This is a genomic window from Nocardioides sp. (assembly GCF_050699375.1).
Lineage (GTDB): Bacteria > Actinomycetota > Actinomycetes > Propionibacteriales > Nocardioidaceae > Nocardioides.
The window spans coordinates 1-18,704 of the sequence record NZ_JBOHDN010000161.1; the positions used below are offsets into that span (position 1 = coordinate 1).

The 18,704-nt window shown below is 69.5% G+C and carries 12 protein-coding genes and 2 tRNA genes; 8 read left to right on the plus strand and 6 right to left on the minus strand.

The window, feature by feature from the left end; all coding sequences use genetic code 11:
- Positions 1-311: HNH endonuclease signature motif containing protein (locus ACRDPS_RS12260; RefSeq protein ID WP_431501918.1), on the plus strand; the 311-nt coding region annotated here is incomplete at its 5' end.
- Positions 312-835: 524 nt separating this feature from the next.
- On the opposite strand, the gene ACRDPS_RS12265 is transcribed toward ACRDPS_RS12260, so the two are convergent.
- Positions 836-1,477 carry a response regulator gene (locus ACRDPS_RS12265; RefSeq protein ID WP_431501938.1) on the minus strand — a complete coding sequence of 214 codons (642 nt, stop codon included), beginning with the start codon at positions 1,475-1,477 and terminating at the stop codon, positions 836-838.
- Positions 1,478-1,548: 71 nt separating this feature from the next.
- Positions 1,549-2,694, minus strand: a complete 1,146-nt coding sequence (gene macS, locus ACRDPS_RS12270; protein ID WP_431501919.1) for a MacS family sensor histidine kinase — start codon at positions 2,692-2,694, stop codon at positions 1,549-1,551.
- A gap of 80 nt (positions 2,695-2,774) precedes the next feature.
- Here macS and ACRDPS_RS12275 point away from each other — a divergent pair, with 80 nt between their 5' ends.
- Positions 2,775-3,149 carry a VOC family protein gene (locus ACRDPS_RS12275; protein WP_431501920.1) on the plus strand — a complete coding sequence of 125 codons (375 nt, stop codon included), beginning with the start codon at positions 2,775-2,777 and terminating at the stop codon, positions 3,147-3,149.
- Between the two features lie 124 nt (positions 3,150-3,273).
- Here the strand turns inward: ACRDPS_RS12275 and ACRDPS_RS12280 are convergent.
- Positions 3,274-3,346, minus strand: a tRNA-Glu gene (locus ACRDPS_RS12280).
- 115 nt (positions 3,347-3,461) lie between these two features.
- On the opposite strand from ACRDPS_RS12280, the gene ACRDPS_RS12285 reads away from it, so the two are divergent.
- Together ACRDPS_RS12285 and ACRDPS_RS12290 are read left to right on the plus strand one after the other, a co-directional pair.
- Positions 3,462-3,535 (plus strand) — tRNA-Phe (locus tag ACRDPS_RS12285).
- 125 nt (positions 3,536-3,660) lie between these two features.
- A complete protein-coding gene (locus ACRDPS_RS12290) occupies positions 3,661-7,140 on the plus strand; it encodes an SCO7613 C-terminal domain-containing membrane protein (RefSeq protein WP_431501921.1) in 3,480 nt (1,159 codons plus the stop codon).
- A gap of 282 nt (positions 7,141-7,422) precedes the next feature.
- Here ACRDPS_RS12290 and ACRDPS_RS12295 read toward each other — a convergent pair whose 3' ends face one another.
- On the minus strand, positions 7,423-7,623 hold the full coding sequence (locus ACRDPS_RS12295) for a DUF3073 domain-containing protein (RefSeq protein ID WP_431501922.1): 201 nt from the start codon (positions 7,621-7,623) through the stop codon (positions 7,423-7,425).
- 286 nt (positions 7,624-7,909) lie between these two features.
- On the opposite strand from ACRDPS_RS12295, the gene ACRDPS_RS12300 reads away from it, so the two are divergent.
- Positions 7,910-10,048: a PhoX family protein gene (locus ACRDPS_RS12300; protein ID WP_431501923.1), complete on the plus strand. Its 2,139-nt coding sequence runs from the start codon at positions 7,910-7,912 to the stop codon at positions 10,046-10,048.
- A 97-nt stretch (positions 10,049-10,145) separates the two neighbouring features.
- Here the strand turns inward: ACRDPS_RS12300 and purM are convergent, their stop codons facing one another.
- Positions 10,146-11,204 (minus strand): phosphoribosylformylglycinamidine cyclo-ligase, encoded by a 1,059-nt coding sequence (gene purM, locus ACRDPS_RS12305; protein WP_431501924.1) that lies wholly within the window; start codon positions 11,202-11,204, stop codon positions 10,146-10,148.
- Between the two features lie 14 nt (positions 11,205-11,218).
- A complete protein-coding gene (gene purF / locus ACRDPS_RS12310) occupies positions 11,219-12,766 on the minus strand; it encodes an amidophosphoribosyltransferase (RefSeq protein ID WP_431501925.1) in 1,548 nt (515 codons plus the stop codon).
- Positions 12,767-12,937: 171 nt separating this feature from the next.
- Between purF and ACRDPS_RS12315 the strand changes: the two genes are divergently transcribed.
- From ACRDPS_RS12315 to ACRDPS_RS12325, 3 genes are all read left to right on the plus strand, one after another.
- A complete protein-coding gene (locus tag ACRDPS_RS12315; RefSeq protein ID WP_431501926.1) occupies positions 12,938-14,830 on the plus strand; it encodes a GAF domain-containing sensor histidine kinase in 1,893 nt (630 codons plus the stop codon).
- A gap of 49 nt (positions 14,831-14,879) precedes the next feature.
- Positions 14,880-16,715, plus strand: a complete 1,836-nt coding sequence (locus ACRDPS_RS12320; RefSeq protein WP_431501927.1) for a sensor histidine kinase — start codon at positions 14,880-14,882, stop codon at positions 16,713-16,715.
- Between the two features lie 253 nt (positions 16,716-16,968).
- Positions 16,969-18,702, plus strand: a complete 1,734-nt coding sequence (locus tag ACRDPS_RS12325; protein WP_431501928.1) for a sensor histidine kinase — start codon at positions 16,969-16,971, stop codon at positions 18,700-18,702.
- The last annotated feature ends 2 nt before the right edge of the window (positions 18,703-18,704 follow it).

The following is an 18,704-nucleotide window of genomic DNA, read 5'->3' on the forward strand; positions in this document are numbered from 1 at the left end:
ACGCCACCATCATCCCCTGGGTGTTGGGTAGTGATGGCCGGGTCCTCGACGCCGGCCGCGACAGCAGGTTCTTCCAACCCATCCAGCGCAAAGCACTCCGGCTCCAGCAGAAGTGCTGCCAAGCCGAGGGCTGCGACATGCCACCGGAGTGGTGCGACGCCCACCACCTCAACGCCTGGGCACTGGGCGGGAAGACCGACCTCCAAGACGGGGTCCTGTTGTGCCCCCATCACCACCGGTTGGCTCATGCCCCAGGGTTCACTCATGAGCGGCTACCGGACGGCACGATCAGGTTCACGCGACGTCCCTAGACCGACACCGGACGAGAACAATCCTCACTACGGCTTCAACCCACATGTGATGCCGGGCGCCCGCCCCTCGCCACGCGCTGACCAGCTCCACCGCCCTTCCATGTCGGCATGGCTGCAGCAGCATCGAGGTCCCGCTCGAGGCGGTCGTGATGGCATTCGTCGGACGAAACGCGGCCAGTCGTGGACACGCCGGTCGACGGAACCCTTCTCTCCGCGGCTCAGCCCGGCGCCCTCCACCCGCAGGCCGTGCCCGCAGCTTGGGGCCGCCTGGAACTCGGAGCCCGGAACCCGCTGCCTCACCCCGGTGCCTCACGCCAACGGCCCACGCCAGTGGCCTCACTCCGGTGCCTCACTCCGGTGCCTCACTCCGGTGCCTCACCCCGGTGCCTCACTCCAGCGGCCTCACCCCGGTGCCTCACTCCAGCGGCCTCACCCCGGTGCCTCACTCCAGCGGCCTCACCCGGTGCCTCACCCCAGCGGCCTCACCCCAGTGGCCCCACCCCAGTGGCGGGCGAGCATGTGAATCACTCGGCGTCGAGGCCGTGCTCGATCGCGTAGCGGGTGAGCTCGACGCGGTTGTGCATCTGGAGCTTGCGCAGGGTGTTCTGTACGTGGTTCTGGACGGTCCGGTGGGAGAGGACGAGGCGGTCGGCGATCTGGCGGTAGCTCAGGCCCTTGGCGACGAGCTTGAGGACGTCGGTCTCGCGATCGGTGAGGGTGGGTTTGTCGCCCTGTACTTCGGTGGTGGCGCTGTGCTGGAACTCGCCGAGGACGAGACCGGCGAGGCCGGGGGTGAAGACGGGGTCGCCGGCGGCGACGCGGCCAACGGCCTCCAAGAGTTCCTCGCGGGAGGCTGACTTGACGAGGTAGCCGGTGGCGCCGGCCTTGACGGCGGCGAGTACGTCGGCCTGCTCGCCCGAGGCGGAGAGGATGAGGACCTTGGTAGCGGGGTGCAGTGCGATGACCTCTGTGGTGACCTGTACGCCGTCGGGCTCGGGGATCTGCAGGTCGAGCACCACGACCTCTGGACGGGTCGCCGCGAACCTGGTGATCGCCTCACGGCCGGTGCTGGCGGTGGCGACGACCTCGAAGCCCGCGGTGGCCAGGTCGCGCTCGACCGCTTCGCGCCACATCGGGTGGTCGTCGACGACCATCACCGTGCTCATCGGCCCTGCGCTCATCGGCCCTGCGCTCATCGGCCCTGCGCTCATCGGCCCTGCGCTCATCGGCCCTGCGCTCATAGATCCGCTCCTGTTCGGGGGACGGTGAGTTCCCACTCGGTCCCGGTTCGTCCGGTGATCAGCTCGGCCTGACCACCGAGGTCCTCGACCCGTCCACGGATGGACTCGGTGATGCCCAGCCTGCCCTCCGCGCCGGCTTTCGCGATGCGGCCCTCTGGGATGCCCGGGCCCTCGTCGCGTACCGAGATCTCGACATGGTCGGGGAAGGCTTGCAGGAGCACCCAGGCGCGGGCGTCCTCGCCGACATGGCGGCGTACGTTGTCGAGGGCCGCGCGGGTCGCGGCAACGATCTCGCCGGCCGAGTGGGCAGGCATCTCGACGGCGGTCGCGGGTCCCGAGACGGTCACCGCGCCGGTCTCCAGCGCGGCCAGAGCGGCGCCGAGGTCGGTCATCCCCGCTGCCGTCCCACGGTCGGGCTGCTCGCCGCGGACCAGCGCCCGCAGCTCCCGCTCCTGCTCCCCCGCCAGCCGGCCGAGCTCGGCGGCGTCACCGCCCAGCTCACCGCCACGGCGCTGGACGAGCGCGAGGACCTGGAGCACGCCGTCGTGTACCACCCGGGCGAGGCGGGTCCGCTCCTCGGCCCGGGCCGCGGCGCGCTCGGCCTCGTCGCGCTCCAGCGCCATCCGCTGCACCGACTCACACATGTAGCCGACCACCGGGCCCCCGATGACCAGCAGGAACGCGTTGCCATAGATCGACTGGTCGATCTCCTGACGCAGCGCGAGGTCGGCCGCCGCCAACGCCACACCGGCCAGCAGCCCACCGATCCAGCGATAGTGGATCGCGCACGCGAGCAGCGCGCCGCTGACCCAGAACCCCGGCACGCTCGCCTGGAACCCGGGCCCCTTCACCAGCGGGGTCACGAGCAGAAGTCCGAGCGCGATCGCCAGGTCGGCGCCGACGAGCACGGCCGTGCGGCGGCCCGGTGCCGCGTACGCCCAGACGGCGAAGCCGGTCCACCCCACCATGACGAGGGCACAGGCCAACGCGGCCGCCGGCGACTGAAAGTTGCCGGCACGGTAGATGGTCAGCCCGACGGCGTTCACGAGCACGACGATGCGCAGCACCGCGAGAGCCCGGAAGAGCCGGCTCTCCACCTCCACCGCCGCCGGCGACGCGCACGCACTCACGCTGGCACCCATGCCGGGAAGTGTCGCACCCTCCCTCGGCCACCGAGCTAACAACTGCGCCACAAGATTCGCGGCTGTGGGATCGTTCCAAGATGATTGGAAGCCTGAGCTGCATCGTGATCGACTGTCCCGACCCGCGGAAGCTGGCCCCGTTCTACGAAGAGCTCCTGGGTCTTGCACGGGTCGAAGACGGCGAGGACTGGGTCACCTTGGGCGACATAGGGCAACCGCCCAGAGTCGCGCTCCAGCAGACGGCAAACTTCATGCGACCCGACTGGCAGACGTCGACGGTTCCCCAACAGATGCACCTCGACATCCTCGTCGAGAACCTGGATGTCGCGCAGTCGGCCGTTCTCGGTCTCGGGGCATCCCTTCTCGAAGGTTCCGACAAGCCCATCGGCTACCGCGTCTATGCCGACCCGGCAGGACACCCCTTCTGTCTCGTGACGCGAGAGGGTCTGTCCTGATCCGGATGCCCCTGAGACCCTGAGGAATTAGACCCTGACCCCGGCGTACGTCTCAGATCTGAGTATCCGTGCGGATGCCGCCGACACCGGGCGAGAACAAGAATCAAGACATGAACGAGCTGTGTACCCCCTACCGGATTCGAACCGGCGCTACCGCCGTGAAAGGGCGGGGTCCTGGGCCGCTAGACGAAGGGGGCCTGCCGGGACATCCTAGAGGTCTGGCTCCGAGGCAGCCAAAGCGAGGGCGTGCGTTCATGTTCGGGTCCCGATTCGGAACGTCGCCGTCGCTTCCGGTAATGTTTCACCTCGCTTGGGCAGGTAGCTCAGTTGGTACGAGCGATCGCCTGAAAAGTGATAGGTCGGCGGTTCGACCCCGCCCCTGCCCACAAGCAACAACCGGCTTCGACCTGCAGTTATGGGTCGAAGCCGGTTGTCATTCGGGATCAAGTCTCAGCGCACACCCTGCGTTTCCCGCACACGCTCCGGCGGAACTACGCAAGGATGGTTGGCTGTGAAGTACGCCGATCCTGGTCGCTGCCCCGACTGCCGGGAGACCTTCGAGCCCGGCACCAACCCCTGCCCGCACTGCGGGCTGCCGTTGGAGAACGCCGTCGCCCAAGAGCTCTACGGGACGTTGTTGCGGGCCGACGTACTCATGTCCCGGCTCCGCTCGATCCGGGAGGAGACGACGCGCGCCGCCCGGCCCACGCCGCCGCCGGCTCCCGCCCCGGCCCCGCCTCCGGCACCTCGCCGGATCCTTCCCGAGCCCGTGGGGGTCGCCCCTGCCGCGTCCCGCTCCGACTCCCCTGCCTCACCGCTCGACTCACCCATCTCCGCCCACGACGCCGACCTGGCCGCGAACGCGCTCGCCGACCCGGGTACGGCGATCCCGGAGGCCGCCACCAAGGCCAGGCGCGCGCCGATCACGGTGCCCCTGATCCTGGTCGGCGTCGGGGTGCTCTTCCTGCTGGTCGCCGGCGTCATCTTCCTCGCGGTCGCCTGGGCAGCGATGGGCGTCGGCGGGCGCACCACGATGCTGCTCGTCTTCACCGTGCTCTTCACGGTCGCCGGCGGGGTGCTGATGCATCTCGAGCTGCGGGCCGGCACCGAAGGCGTCTGGACACTCGCGCTGGGACTGCTGGCGCTGGACCTGGCCGGGATGAAGTACGCCGGTTGGCTGGGCGATGCCGAGTGGGACCGAGGCTTCCTGGTCGCCGTCGGCGTCGTCGTCTTCGCCGCCGGTGTGGCGATGGCGATGGCGGCCGCGCGCAGCGACAAGCTCACCAGCGTGATCGGGCCACAGGTGGCGGCAGCCATCGGCGTACTCACCGCTCTCATCGGTCTCGAGCTCATCTCGGACCTGGTCTGGTTCCCGCTCATCGCCACCGTCGTCGCGCTCGTCGTGGTGATCGTGGCGAGCAAGACGGAGCTGAAGGCACTGACCCTCGGCGCGATGGTCGTGATGGCGGGCTTCTGGTTGATGCTGCTCCTCCGCGGCCTGCTCGATCCCGCGCTGACCGGCTCCGAGCTGCTGCGTGGCGGCACCCTGCCGCTGCTGCTGGGCGCCGCCGCCGTGCTGGTCGTCGTCGCCCTGCTGTTCCCGCTGCCCAAGGACGCGAAGGTCGCCATGACCGGGGTAGCGCTGCTGATCGCCGCCTACACCTTCACCCAGCCGGCCCTCGACGACGGCGCGGTGACGCTGACGACCGTCGCCGTCGTGGTCACCCTGGTCGCCGCAGGCGCGCTCCTGACACTCCCCCGGCCCTGGCGCTGGGCCGCGACCGCGTTGACGCCGTACGCGGTGGTGCTGGCCATCGCCGTCATCGTCCTGGGCGCATCCGCGGGTGTCCGGCTCGCGGACACGCCCTGGACCCGCTCCGCGTTCTCGCCGGTCACCGGGCCGGAGCCGCTGCTGGCCGGCTGGCTGACGATGCCGGCACTGGTCGCGCTCTCAGCGCTCGGCACGTCCTGGTTCTACCGGGCGAGCCCGCCCGCCTTCCGCACCTACCGAGCCACGGTCGGATGGATCAACTTCTCCGGTGGCGTCTCCGGGCTCGCGATCACGGCCGCCTGCTACGGCGCTCCGTTGCTGGCCCCGGCCCTGCTGCTGCTCGTCGTCGCCGTGGCGCTCGCCTGGTGGGCGGCGCGGTGGCCACGGCGCCTCGCTGCCGGCATCTTCGGGCTGGTAGCCCTCGCCGCCGCACTGCCCAGCGACCTGCTCACCGTGGTCGTCGCACTCGTCCTCGCGGGTGTCGCCGCGTACGCCGGTCGGGGCCTGGTCGGCGCCGACCGCGAGGTCACGGCCAGCTACTCGGTCGCGACCCTCACCCTGGGCCTGTGGTCGCTCGCGCCACTGATCGACGTGGAGCGACAGTGGGCGGCGTGCGGGATCGTCACGGTCCTCGGCCTGATCACGCTCTTCCGCTTCCGGGCATCGGGTTGGTGGGCGGCGGCCGCATGCGCCGCCATCTCGATCGGCATCGGCTCGGTCGACGTCACCTGGACCGCGGTCCTGCTGACCATCGCCACGGTGCTCGCCGCCGCCATCGGCCTGCACCATCGCCAGCCTCCCGCGCTGGGAGTGGCCGGCTTCGTCGGGATCGGCGCGGCCACGGCAGCCGTCCTCGCCGACGACGTGCTGGCCCTGGTCGTCACCCTGATCCTCACCGGGCTCGCCATCGCCGCCGACCGCACGCAGTCCGGCACGACGAGGGAGGTCGCCGCCAGCTACTGGATCCTCGCCGGCACCGCCGCCGCCTGGCAGGCCGCCCGGCTGACCGATCTCGAGCGGCCGTACGCCGCGGTGGTGATCGTCATCGCGATGGGGATCATCGTGCTCGTACGCCGTCATCCCGCCGCCGAGGCAGCGGCCGCCACCGGCGCCCTGGTCTCGGTCTGCCTGGGTGCCTTCAGCGAGAGCGGGCTCGATACCGACTGGCTCGCCATCCTGCTGCTGATCGCCGGTGTCATGTGCACCGCGACGATCCTGCGCCACGATGCCGATCAGTCCGGCCCGCGGCTCACGATCGCCGGCCTGCTCGGCCTGGGGTCGCTCGGCGCCGCCATCACCAACGACCTGCTCGCGCTGGTGGTGGCCGGGGTGCTCACCGCGGCCGCGATCGCCGTCGACCGGCTCAGCTGGGAGCAACACATCAAGGCCGTCACGGCCCCCTACTGGATCATCACGCTGACGGCGTTCTGCTGGATGTTCGCCAACCTCACCGGCATCGAGAAGCCGCACGCCGCGGTCGCCATCATCCTCGTCCTGAGCGTGATCACCGTGATGCGACTGCTGCCCTCGGCCGAGATCGCCGCCGCGGTCGCCGCGGTCGTGACGATCGTCGTCGGGTCGGTCAGCCTCGGCCCGGAGATCGTCCTGACGCCGGACGGACCGTCCGCGGTCGGCTCGAGCGGCGTCGATCTCCCCTGGCTGAGCATCCTGCTGGCCCTGACCGCCGCCGGCCTCTTCGCGCACGCGATCGCCCACGACGAGCGCCGGTGGCTCGGCTGGGCGGGCCTGGTCCTGGCCACAGTCGCGCTGTGGATCCGGCTCGCCGACACCTCGACCTCGACCTGGGAGTGGTACACCCTGCCGCCCGCGATCGCGCTGATCGTCTACGGGGTGTTCAAGCTCCGCGCGGACCCCGAGGTCACCTCGCTACCGCTGCTCGGACCGGGCGTCTTCCTCGCCCTCGTCCCGTCGGTGCCCGCCGCGCTCCAGGACCCGGTCTCGCTACGCACCGCACTGCTCGGCATCGCCTGCCTGGCCTTCATCATCGGTGGCGCCGGGCTGCGCTGGGCTGCACCTCTGGTCGTCGGCGCCCTGGTCGCCTCCGTGCTGGCGCTGGCCCAGATGCCGTCGGCACAGATGCTGCAGCAGTGGTGGGTGCTCGGTGCGGCCGGGCTGCTGCTGCTCTTCCTCGGCATCACCTGGGAGGCACGGCTCCATGACCTGCGCCGGGCGACGGCGTACGTCCGGGGGCTGCGATAGAGGAGGTCTCCTGCGACCACGCTGTCCCGCTGGGCGGCACGGTCGTGGTCGGAGCAGAAGACGGACGTGACAAGCCTCGTCGCGTCCGTGCTCGCTGTCCGGTCGTCGACCTGGGACCTCGAGGAGGTCGCAGAGCTCCGACCGGCGTACGTCACGACCTTCCGTGACCCACGGTGGTCCGGGTGGGGACCAGTGGCAGCCCGTTGCTTTCAACGGCACGCCGTATGGCGGCCGGCTATCCAGCTACGGCACTCACGGAGAGGTCGTGATCAGCCGATCGAACTAGTCGCGCGGGGATCCCGCGTCGTTGCCCGACCAGTCGTCGTCGTCCGGCTTCTGATCGGTCTTTCGATCCGTCGTCTGACCGGTGTCTTCATCACCGTGAAGTTCGCGCGCAAGGGCCCCGAAGTCCGTCTCATACGTCCGGTACTTCAGGTCGCGTGCGACCTTCGTCTGCTTGGCTTTCGCTCGGCCGCGCCCCATAGGGTCCAGCCCCCTCGTCGCACTTGGCCGGGATAGTCCCGGGCTGTTCACAGTTTCTCGTAGAGACAACGCTACCGGTTGATGCCAAGATTCCGCACGCCGGGGTGTCGAAAATCCGTTCGCTCGGAGCGAATGTTACCGAGGTCACATCATTCTGAGCCTGACGACTCGTCATCGTCCGTTCATCTCGTCGACAGATTGAGGGGCCGGGCGGTTGATTCCGCACGCATAGCCTCCCTTCCGATTCTTGGGAGACCTATCAACACGCGTCTTGAATGGAAATGCAGTGACCGAACTGAGCGACCTCCAGACCGACACCGCCTGCCCCACCTGCAGCGACCACGATGCGCCCGCCGTCGCGAACGGCCGGCGCACCATGCTGTCGCTGCTGCCGATGGCCGGCCACACGCGCGGCAAGCGCAGCGCGGTGACCTGCGCCCTCAAGTGCGACAGCGCCTGCGCCAAGCCGGCGCCCAACACCTCCGACAACGGCTACTTCCGTGACATCGCCGGCGCGGCGCTCAGCCGCCGCCACGCGCTCGGCCTCGCCGGCGCCGGGGCCGTCGCTCTGGCGGTCGGCAACAGCGGCCTGGCTGCTGCCGCCGCCGGCCCCGGCCAGGCGGGCGGTCTCGCCGCGGGTCACGGTCACGGCGGGCGTACGAACCTGCCGTTCAAGCCGATCACCCCGGTCGCGGCGACCGAGGACACCTTCGTGGTGCCGCAGGGCTACACCTGGGAGCCGATCATCCGCTGGGGCGACCCGATCCTGCCCGGCGGCGTTCCCTTCGACGCCAACAGCCAGACGGCCGAGAAGCAGGCCCTCGCCTGGGGCTACAACAACGACTACACCGACGTGATCGTGACCAACCGGGCCGGCACCAAGGCGCTGCTGTGCTGCAACCACGAGTACGTCAACGCCGAGATCATGTTCCCGCCCGACCTCGACGCCACCGAGCAGCTCGAGATCGCCATGGCCGCGCACGGCTTCGCGATCGTCGAGCTCGAGCGCTCGGCGCGAGGCGAGAGGTGGACGTACGTCCCCTCGGCTCCGAAGAACCGCCGCATCACCGCTTCGACCCCGTTCGAGCTCACCGGTCCCGCGGCCGGCAGCGACCTGCTCAAGACCAAGGCCGATCCGACCGGCACCGTGGCGCTGGGCACGATCGGCAACTGCTCGGGCGGCACCACTCCGTGGGGCACGATCCTGTCCGGCGAGGAGAACTTCAACGGCTACTTCCGCGCCGACGGCACCACGCCGGCGGGCAAGCGCTACGGCCTGAGCGACGCGGAGTCGACCTACGGCTGGGAGGCCATCGAGCCGCGGTTCGACGCGCGTACGGCCGACTACGCCAACGAGCCGAACCGATTCGGCTACATCGTCGAGATCGACCCGACCGACCCGACCTCGACGCCCCGCAAGCACACCTCGCTGGGCCGGCTCAAGCACGAGGGCGCGAACGTCGTCATCGCCGACAACGGCCACGTGGTGGCCTACACCGGTGACGACGAGCGCTTCGACTACCTCTACAAGTTCGTCTCCAAGGGCCGCTACAACCGCCACAACCGCCGTAAGAACCTCGACCTCCTCACCGAGGGCGATCTCTACGTCGCGCGCTTCCACGGGGACTCCCCGGTGACCGAGATCGACGGCACCGGCACGCTGCCGAGCGACGGGAAGTTCGACGGCTACGGCCAGTGGATCCCGCTGGTGAGGAAGGGCCGCAGCCAGGTGGCCGGGATGAGCGTCGAGGAGGTGCTCGTCCACACGCGCCTGGCCGCGGACAAGGCCGGCGCCACCAAGATGGACCGCTGCGAGGACGTCCAGCCCTCGCCCAAGAGCGGCAAGGTGTACGTCGCCTGCACGAACAACACCGACCGCGGCAAGGACGGCAAGGAGGGCCCGGTCGAGCAGAACCCGCGCAACGCCAACAAGGACGGCCACATCGTCGAGATCGTCGAGGACGACGGCGACCACACCTCGCGGGTGTTCCGCTGGAACCTCGTCATCGTCGCCGGTGACCCTGCCTCCGAGGGCACCTACTTCGCCGGCTACCCGAAGGACAAGGTGTCCCCGGTCTCCTGCCCAGACAACCTGGCCTTCGACTCCGAGGGCAACCTGTGGATCTCCACCGACGGGCAGCCGAGCTCGATCGACAAGTGCGACGGTCTCTTCAAGGTTCCGCTCGAGGGCCGCGAGCGTGGCCACGTGCAGCAGTTCCTGTCCGTGCCCCGCGACGGTGAGACCTGCGGCCCGGTCATCCACGACCGCGACGGCTCGGTCTTCGTCGCCGTGCAGCACCCGGGCGAGGACGGCACCTGGGAGGCCCAGAACTCCTACTTCCCCGACTACGTCGAGGGCACCGCCGGTGAGGGCGAGTTCGCGGGTCCGCGGCCGTCGGTGGTTCAGGTCCTGAGGCGCTCGTAACCGAGCTTGCTCGGCTTAGAGATCGAGCGACGGCCGGGTCGAGATCCAGTCGCTGACGAGGGGCATCAACCACGTGTTGGTGCCCCTCGCGGCAGTCTCACCAGCCGGCGTACGTCCCGGTGAGCTCGACCTCGCCGCCGGGGGTGCCGGTGACCTCACCGGCGGCCCAGGCGCGGATGTCGTAGCCGTCGAGGATGCGTACGGCCTCGTCGACGTCCTCGGGGTCGATCAGAGCGACCATGCCGACGCCGCAGTTGAGGGTCATCTCCAGGTCCGCCAGCGGCACCGAGCCGGTGCTGCGGACGAGGTCGAAGATCGGGGCCGGGGTCCAGGTGGTGCGGTCGATGCGCGCCGAGAGCTCCTCGGGCATCACCCGCTCGAGGTTGGCGGCCAGACCGCCACCGGTGACATGGGACATGGCATGGGTCTTCGTCCCACGAGCCAGGTCCAGGCAGGCCTTGGCGTAGACGCGGGTCGGGGTGAGCAGCTCCTCGCCCAGGGTCTTGCCGAGCTCGTCGACCTGTTGGTCGAGCGACATCCCAGCGGTGTTGAGCAGCACGTGGCGTACGAGCGAGAAGCCGTTGGAGTGGAGGCCGGAGGCCTCCATGGCGAGGACGACGTCGCCCTCCTTCACCAGGTTCGCGCCGAGCAGGTTGTCGGCCTCGACGACGCCCGTGGCCGCGCCGGCCACGTCGTACTCGTCGACGCCCAGCAGCCCGGGGTGCTCGGCGGTCTCGCCACCGACGAGGGCACAGCCCGCCTCGACACAGGCCTCCGCGATGCCCTTGACGATCGCCGCGACCCGCTCCGGGACGACCTTCCCGGTGGCGATGTAGTCGGTCATGAACAGCGGCTCGGCACCGCAGACGACCAGGTCGTCGACGACCATGCCGACCAGGTCGAAGCCGATCGTGTCGTGCTTGTCCATCGCCTGCGCGATCGCGACCTTGGTGCCGACACCGTCGGTGGAGGTGGCCAGCAGCGGACGCTCGTACGCCTTCAGCGCACTCGCGTCGAAGAGACCGGCGAACCCACCGACGCCGCCGAGCACCTCGGGCCGGCGGGACTTCTCGATCCAGACCTTCATCAGGTCCACCGCGCGGTCGCCGGCGTGGATGTCGACGCCTGCTGCGGCGTACGCGTTGGTCTGGCTCACTGGAGGATCTCCGATCACGGGTTGTTCAGGACCGGCAGGGCCTTGCCCGCGGTCGGGGACTGCAGCGAGACCTCGAGGAGGTGCTTGCCGAGCATGCTCTGGTCGGGCAGCTCCACGGGGTATTCACCGGTGAAGCAGGCGGCGCACAGCGTGGAAGGCTCCTGGCGGGTCGCCGAGATCATCCCGTCGAGCGAGATGTAGCCGAGCGAGTCGGCGCCGACGGACGAGGCGATCTCGTCGACCTCGAGCCCGTTGGCGATCAGCTCGGCGCGGGTGGCGAAGTCGATGCCGTAGAAGCACGGCCATTTGACGGGCGGCGACGAGATCCGCACGTGGATCTCCAGGGCGCCCGCCTCGCGGAGCATCCGCACCTGGGCACGCTGGGTGTTGCCGCGCACGATCGAGTCGTCGACTACGACGACCTTCTTGCCGCGGACCATGTGCTCGAGCACGTTGAGCTTCAGCCGGATGCCGAGCTGGCGCAGCGTCTGGGAGGGTTGGATGAAGGTGCGGCCGACGTAGGAGTTCTTCACGAACGCCTGGCCGAACGGCAGCCCGCTCTCCAGCGCGTAGCCGGTCGCGGCCGGGATGCCGGACTCGGGCACCGGGATGACCAGGTCGGCGTCGACGGGGAACTCGCGGGCCAGCTCGCGGCCCATCTCGACCCGCGACTCGTGGACGTTGCGTCCGGCGATGGTGGCGTCGGGGCGGGCCAGGTAGACGTACTCGAAGACGCAGCCCTTGCGGTCGGCCTCGGCGAACCGCACCGAGCGCAGACCGGACTCGTCGATGATGATCATCTCGCCGGGCTCGACCTCGCGCACCACGCTCGCGCCGACGGTGGCCAGCGCGGCGTCCTCCGACGCGATCACCCAGCCGCGGTCGAGGCGGCCCAGCACCAGCGGCCGGATGCCCTGCGGGTCACGTGCGGCGAAGAGGGTGTCCTCGTTCATCCACACCAGCGAGAAGGCACCGCTGATCGTCGGCAGCACCTCCAGCGCGCGCGCCTCCAGCGAGGAGTCGGGGTGGTAGGCGAGCAGCTCGGTGAGCAGCGAGGTGTCGTTGGTGGAGACCGGCGCGTGGCGGCCCTCGGAGTGCTCGGGCAGCGCCTCGGCGGCCGTACGCATCTGCGAGACGTTGAGCAGGTTGCCGTTGTGGCCCAGGGCGACGGAGCCGTCGGGCGTCGGCTTGAAGATCGGCTGCGCGTTCTCCCACACCGAGGCACCGGTGGTGGAGTAGCGCGCGTGACCGATGGCGACGTGCCCCTTGAGCGACTCGAGGGTCGGCTCGTCGAAGACCTGGCTGACCAGACCCATGTCCTTGTAGACCAGGATCTGTCGACCGTTGCTGACCGCGATGCCCGCCGACTCCTGACCACGGTGCTGGAGGGCGTACAGGCCGAAGTACGTCAGCTTCGCGACGTCCTCGCCCGGCGCCCACACACCGAAGACTCCGCACTGGTCCTGCGGACCCTGGTCGTGGGGGTCAAGGGCGGCGGTGAGCCGGCCGTCGCCACCCTTGCGTCGGGACTCGTGCCTACCTGAGCTGGTGAGGTTGACCACGACTAGGAGTGTACGGCCGTACGCAGGCGATCACCGAACCCTTGACGCTGATGTGCCGAACCCTTGACAGCGCTGTAAGGGTGGTCACATGAACGCCTCGGGATCATGAATGCAAAGACTTATCCACGTCCGCCCTACCGCACGGGACACTCTTCCCGGATAATCGACCCGATGACTTCTCCAGCGCCCAAGCCCGCCGGCGGTCACCGACTGACGGTGCCGCCGGGATTCGCCCCACCACCGCTGGGCGGGAAGCGCCCCAGAAGCGACTACACCACGACGATGACGACGATCACCACCGATCTGGCCGAGATCGGTGGTCTGCTGACCCCCGGCGAAGACCTCTCCGACCTCCAGCTGATCGCCGACAGCCTGACCGCCCTGGCCGGCTTCGAGGCCGCCACGATCAGCATCGCGCGGCCCGACAACCGCCTCCACGTGGTGGTCGTCTCCGGGCCGGAGGTCGCCCGGGAGAAGCTCAACGGGCTCTCCACACCGCTTTCCCAGCTCGAGCGCGACATGGCCCGCGCCGACGACTGGGGGATCTTCAAGTTCGTCCCCGCCGAGCGTCGCGACGCCCATGACGCCGAGGTCGGCTGGACCTCCAACCGTGAGCGTCTCAACGAGCCGGACGCGTGGGATCCGCTCGACCTCCTGGTCGCGCCGTTGCGTGATGAGAGCGGCCGGCTCCGCGGGACGTTCATGGTCGACGTACCCAGCGACGGGCGTCGTCCCGATCTCGAGAAGCGGGCCATCCTGGGCCGCCACGCGGTCCAGGCGCAGCGCGCCATCCTGCTCGCGCTCGAACGCGAGGAGCTCTCCGAGCAGGTACGCCTCGCCGAGGCCGCCCGCGACGTCATCCGTCGCGCCGGGCGCGAGCTCGACCCGGACGAGATCCTCAACTCGCTGAGCACGGGGCTGGTCGACGTCCTCGACCTGACCGACTTCTGGCTGCACCTGTCCAAGCCGGGCGGGCGCGGCGTGCGCACGAAGGTCTACCGGGAGGACTTCAAGCTTCCGATCGAAGACCTGACGAACGTCCAGTTCATCGTCGACTACGGGCAATACCTGTGGGACCAGCGCACCATCACGGTCCAGACGCCAGAGGGCGCCGCGCGGCTGCCCCACCCCGACCCGGCGGCACAGGAGCGGATCACCGAGTGGGTCGCCCAGCACCGGATCGGCTCGCTCGTCGGGGTCCCGATCGGCTCCGGCCAGAGCTGGTACGGCGCGATGATCCTCTGCCGCGGCCCGGACAAGCCCCACTGGAGCGAGCTGGAGCTGATCACCGCCGCCGACCTCGGACGCGACTTCGGCCGCGTGGTCCACAACTCCAGAGCGTACCTGCGTCAACGAGCGGCGGTCGACTCCCTGCGTGAGCTCGAGGCGCACAAGAGCAGGCTCATCGCGACGGTCGCCCACGAGCTGAAGAACCCGCTCTCCGCGTTCCGCTGGAACATCGAGTCGCTGCCGTACGCGGAGTCCGAGGAGGAGTACTCCGAGGTGCTGACCGCGTTGACGCGCAACCGCGACCGCACCGAGAAGATCGTGGCCGACCTCGCGACGCTGTCGAAGGTCTCCGACCCCGACCACCTGCCGACGACGGAGCCGGTTCAGGTCGCGCGGGTGCTCGCGGAGGTCCACAGCCAGCTGAGCGCGGAGGCGCCCAGCAGCGACGCCCACGAGCTGGTCTTCGAGATGCCCGCCGACGACGTCCACGTGACCTTGGCCCCGGGAGATCTGGACCGGGTGGTGATCAACCTGGTGACCAACGCGATCAAGTACAGCCCCGAGGGGGGTCAGGTCATCGTCAGCACGCGCACCAGCCCCAGCTGGTTCGAGCTCCGAGTGACCGACCACGGCCTCGGGATCTCACCGGAGGACCAGGACCGGCTCTTCACCGAGTTCTTCCGCTCCACGAACCCCACTGCCCTCAAACAGCCCGGCACCGGCCTCGGGCTGACCATCGTGTCGAGGATCGTCAGCCGCTGCGGCGGGCTGATCTCGGTCGACTCGACACCTGGCACGGGAAGCACGTTCCGTGTGACGCTGCCCATTGTTTAACCTTACGCACCAATGACGGGTTGCGGATTTTCATCTCGGCGGAGACCTCATGACCACTACGCCCTCAGGGGGCCCGGACGCGCCACGCGGCGCCTCCGGCGAGTCTGCGTACGCTACGCGTGACCCGGGTCTGCAGCTGATCGCAGAGGGTGTGACCGAGCTCGTCGGGTTCGGCGCGGCGGTCATCAACATCCGGCGCGGTGACGAGTTCGAGATCGTCGCCGCGACCGGCGACGAGATCGGGCGCACGGTCGAGGGCGAGATGACGGTCTCCGACATGATCGGCACCCGGTTCCCGATCTCGGTCGTCACCGACCTGCTGGACATGTCGGTGGACTGGGGCGACATCAAGTTCGTCCCGCACGAGAAGAACACCATCGGGGAAGCCGAGGGCTATTGGGTCCCCGACACCGACGAGGACGTGCTGAGGGACCCGCAGGACTGGCACCGGCTCGACGAGCTCCTGGCTCCGTTCTACGACGAGGACGGCGAGCTCGTCGGCGTGCTGTCGATCGACCGCCCGGTCAACGGCCGCAGGCCGGGACGGCGGCAGCAGCGGATCCTCAACCGGTTCGCTCGCCAGGCGAGGCGAGCGGTCCTGCTGACCCTGCACCGCGAGTATCTCGAGGAGCGGGCCAACAACCTGCTCGAGGCCCAGAGCTTCCTGCGCGAGGCCAACTCTCAGCTCGGTCTCACCGGCGTGCTCGAGGCGGCCCAGGAGGCGATGAGCCGCGGTCTCGACGCCGACGGGCTCTACGTGCAGACCGAGGACGGTGACGGCGTGGCCGTGGCGTACGCCTCGCCCGGGGTGAACTGGAACCCGAACGAGCACGCGCTCATGGCCGGCCAGTCCTACCGCGACTCCAACCTGTGGCGCGACGGCCAGCACGCCATCGTCGATCGCGACATCATCGAGAAGCTGTTCCGGCACGGCGATGCCGAGAAGAAGAAGTTCGCGACGATCGGCATCGAGTTCCTGAACGCGGTCGGGGCCGACTCGCTCCTGGTCGTTCCGATCGGCGTGGAGACGACATCGCTGGGCCATCTCGTGCTGTTGCGTGGGGCTGGACGGCCCAGCTGGACCGACGCCGAGGGACGCCTCGCGATGGAGTTCGGTCGCGACTTCGGGCGCATCGTGCTGACCTCCAACGCCTATACGCAGGAGCGCGACCTCGCCGCCCGGCTGGCCACCGCTGACAAGGTGCACAGCCGGCTCATCGAGTCCGTCGCCCAGGAGCTGCACAACCCGCTCACCGCGCTCACCACCGGCATCGACGCGATGCGTCACGAGGACCGCGGCTCGGCCACCTGGTTCCAGCAGGTCGGCAACCTGATCAGTCGGTCCGACCAGCTCGTCGCGATGGTCGACGACCTGCTGCTCTTCTCCCGTTTCTCCGACCCGTCCTCACGGCCGACCCTGGCGTACGTCGACCTGTCCACCCTGCTCGCGGAGATCCACGAGCAGAGGACGTACGAGGCGGAGAAGCGTGGCATCGAGGTCAGCCTCGATGTCCCGGCGCACGAGGTCGCGGTCCTGGGCGACCGCGGCGAGATCAAGGCGGCGATCCTGAGGCTGGTCGACAACGCACTGGTCTACACCCATCGCGGCGGCCGGGTGCGGCTCTACATCGTGGAGAGCGCGAACGAGGCCGCCGTCTCGGTGACCGACGACGGGGTCGGCATCCCCGCTGCCGAGCAGCTGCGGGTCTTCACCGAGTTCTACCGCGGCACCAGCCAGGCGATCGGTGGCCGTAAGGGCGTCGGGCTCGGGCTCAGCATCGTCGACCGGGTCGCACGCCGTCACGACGGACGCGTCACGCTGCGCTCGGAGCCGGGCACCGGCACCCGGGTCTCCCTGGTCCTTCCGCTCGGGCAGCCCTTGTAGGGGACACCGCGGCGTTTGCCAACGAGGCCGCCTCGGTCGGTTAACTGATCGTCACGATTCGGACGAGACAGCAGGCTAGGCCTGCACAGGTTGGGCGTTTCGTGCAACACTCCGTGGTGCGATGACCCTCAAGACTGCCACGCTGTAGCAACACGCCTGCTGGCCTCACCCGAGAGCAAGGATGCCCCCACCACAGTCAGCCGACACACTCGACGTGCCACCGCACGCGTCGGGTCGACAGTCGACGACGCCGGTGGCCGATCCCGCTCTGCAGATGATCGCCGAGGGGATCTGCGAGCTGCTCGGGTTCGGCATCGCCGCGATCAACGTCGTCCGCGGCGACGAAGTCGAGATGGTCGCGATCCACGGCTTCACCAGCGGCCTGAACGCGCGCGGGCAGCGGCAGACCGCTGAGGAGATCCTCGGCGCCCGGTGGGCCCTTTCGGACGTGCAGGACAACCTCTCCCGAGGCGAGAACTGGGGCGCTTGGCGGTTCATCCCCCATGACCGGGTGCACCTCCACGAAGGTAGCTGGGTCACCACCACGAACATGATCGACGCCCCCGACGCCTGGCACCCGCACGACATGCTGCTCGCGCCGATCCTCGGCGACGACGGCTCCCTCCAGGGCTGCCTCTCGATCGACATGCCGATCAGTGGCCGCCGACCCGACTTCACCCAGCGCCGTGTGCTCAACCGGTTCGCGAAGCGTGCCCAGCGGGTCGTGCTCGGCTACCTCGAGCGCGAGCGCCTCTACGAGCGCGCCGCGAACCTCGAGACCGCCAAGGAGTTCCTGCGCGACGCCAGCTCCAAGCTCAGCCTCGCCGAGGTGCTCGACGCCAGCCATGACGCGCTGATCCGCGGTCTGGGTGCCGACGGGATCTGGATGGCGACCAAGGGGCCGCGCAGACAGATGGTCGTGCACGCGACCCCGGGGCTCGACTGGGACCCCGACCCGGCCCTGGCCGCGCTCACGTCGCGAAACTCCGCGCGATACTGGGCGGAGGGCACCTACGCGATCCAGTCCCGCCAGCGCATCACGGACTCGACGGAGTGGAACGAGCAGGCCGCCGTCGCCGACAGGTTCTTCGAGACCCTCGGAGCCGAGAGTGCGCTCGTCGTGCCCGTCGGCGCCGACTACGAGTGGCTGGGCCACATCATCCTGCTGCGCTCCCCCGGGCGACCCACCTGGACCGACGCCGAGGGCCGGCTGGCGATGGAGCTCGGCCGTGACTTCGGGCGAATCGTGCTCACCGCCAACGCCTACACCTCCGAGCGCGACGTCGCCCAGCAGCTCACCGACGCCGACCGCGAGCGCAACCTGCTGATCGAGGCCGTCGCTCGCGAGCTCCGGATCCCGGTGAACGCGCTCGGCACCTCGCTGAACGCGCTCGGTGACGAGCAGCCCAACACGCTGCAGTGGATCGTCCAGGTCGAGACCCTCACCGCGCGCAGCGCCCAGATCGAGGGCATCGTCAGCGATCTGCTGCTGCTCTCCCGGGTCTCGGACCCGGCGAACGCGGCCGGTGAGACCACCATCGAGGTCTCCGAGATGCTCTTCGACGTCCTCGAGGAGCTCGATCCCGACAGTGCTCGCAAGGACATCGACTGCGTCCTGACCACCCCGACCGGACCGGCGTACGTCCAAGGGGACCAGCGCGAGCTGCGGGCGGTGTTCCTGCACCTGGTGAAGAACGCGCTCACCTACAGCTACCGGGGCTCACGGGTGAACGTCACGCTCTACAGCGCCGGCAACGAGGTGACGATCATCGTCGCCGACGCCGGGGTCGGGATCGCCTACGAGGAGCAGCCGAAGGTCTTCGACGCGTTCTACCGAGGCTCCAACTCCGCGCTCGGCGGATCGCGCGGAGCCGGGCTCGGGCTGACGCTGGTCGAGCAGATCACCGGGCGCCACCGTGGGCTGGTCGAGCTCGACTCCAGCCCCGGCGACGGCACCCGGGTCGCGCTGACGCTGCCTGGGGTCTAGTG